This is a genomic window from Pseudemcibacter sp. (genome assembly GCF_965661635.1).
Taxonomy (GTDB): Bacteria; Pseudomonadota; Alphaproteobacteria; order Sphingomonadales; family Emcibacteraceae; genus Pseudemcibacter.
The window spans coordinates 1-1,602 of record NZ_CBFIEP010000013.1 but is presented as its reverse complement, the minus strand read 5'-3'; the positions used below and the strand labels follow the sequence as shown (position 1 = coordinate 1,602).

The window sequence follows — 1,602 nt, the reverse complement described above, 5'->3', positions numbered from 1 at the left end:
CACCGATCTATATGCCAATTGCACTCAGCTTTGCGATGCTAACTGTTCCTTTAACAGGATACTATCTATACAGGTTTGTAAAATTCTGGCCCGACGCGGAACAATTTGACCGCATTCGTTATAGCGCCCTGGCGCTCGTGTTACTGTGGGGATTACATTATTTTTACAGCTATAATATGCTTGGCTATAATTATCATTAGAGCGATAAAAAATTCATTCAGTACATTAAATTTAAATCTATCGCTTAGTATTTACGACTCTATTTGAGAATTTATTTCCCTCTTTTTTTGATAAATATTTTTATCAAATTTAGCCTCTATTACTGCGTGTGAAAAAAAACGTATTTATTGAGTAATTAAGATTGACTCGCAAAAACTTTCTGTTATTAGTAATAATAATTATTATTAACTAGGAATTTTAAATTAATGTCTTTTTACAAAACGAATACTATTTTATCAGTATTATTATTAACGACCTCGCTTTCAAATCAAGTACTTAGTCAAACTGTCCCGGTTTCTGCCGAGAGTGTTGCTGATGAAGATGTTATTATTGTTACGGGTAAATATCTGGCAAATGAAAAGTTTAGCGCCATGAAAACCAAAACCCCTCTGATTGATGTGCCACAAAGTTTATCAGTGGTTTCAAGCGAGCAAATCGAAAGTCAAGCTTTTCTCGATATGGGTGATATTCTGCGCTATACGCCCGGAACATCAATCGGGCAAGGTGAAGGACACAGAGACCAAATTACCATTCGCGGACAAAATACTACGGCTGATTTCTTTATCGATGGGTTACGCGATGATGTTCAATATTTTCGCCCGCTCTATAACCTTGAACAGGTTGAAATTTTGCGTGGCTCCAACGCGATGATTTTTGGACGTGGCGGCGGGGGCGGTGTCATTAACCGCGTGACCAAGTCGGCTAAAATAGACGAAAATTTCAGCTCGGCCCAAGCAGGCATTGATACATTTGGCGCTTATAATATTAACAGTGATATTAATGTCGGCGTTGAAGATCGTTTTGGGTTTCGCCTGAATGCATTTTACGAATCGCTTAATAACCACCGTGATGAATTTGACGGCGAACGTTTCGCGATAAATCCGACATTTACGGCGCAATTCTCGCCCGATACCAAAGTGAAACTTTCATATGAATATGTAAATGATGACCGTGTCGTTGATCGTGGTGTGCCTTCATTGAATGGTGTGCCGCTAAGTGGTTTTGATAATACATTTTTTGGTGATCCTGATGTCAACCTTACGACTTTTAAAGCACATATCGCGCGCGGGCAAATTGACCATAGTTTTTCAGAAAGCTTATCCTTTAATGCGACCGTTCAATATGCGGATTATGATAAACTTTACCAAAATCTTTTCCCAATTGGATTTGATCAAAATGCGGGAACTGCATCACTTGATGGATACCGCGATGAAACCGCCCGTCAAAATTTTATTTCACAGGCGAACTTAGTCGGTCAATTTGATACCGAAGGGCTTGGCCATACGTTATTGGTGGGTGCCGAATATGGTGATCAGGATACAGGCAATAACAGAAGAGATAGTTTCTTTGCTGATAGTGCAGATGATCAAATTTCATTAATAT

2 protein-coding genes are annotated in these 1,602 nt (G+C 39.0%); both read left to right on the top strand.

Annotation, left to right across the window (positions count from 1 at the left end):
• The coding region (locus ACTF6W_RS00850; RefSeq protein WP_438992648.1) for a hypothetical protein at positions 1-200 on the top strand (200 nt) is incomplete at its 5' end.
• A gap of 225 nt (positions 201-425) precedes the next feature.
• Positions 426-1,602 (top strand): TonB-dependent receptor (locus ACTF6W_RS00845; RefSeq protein WP_438992647.1); only part of this gene is annotated, 1,177 nt, incomplete at its 3' end.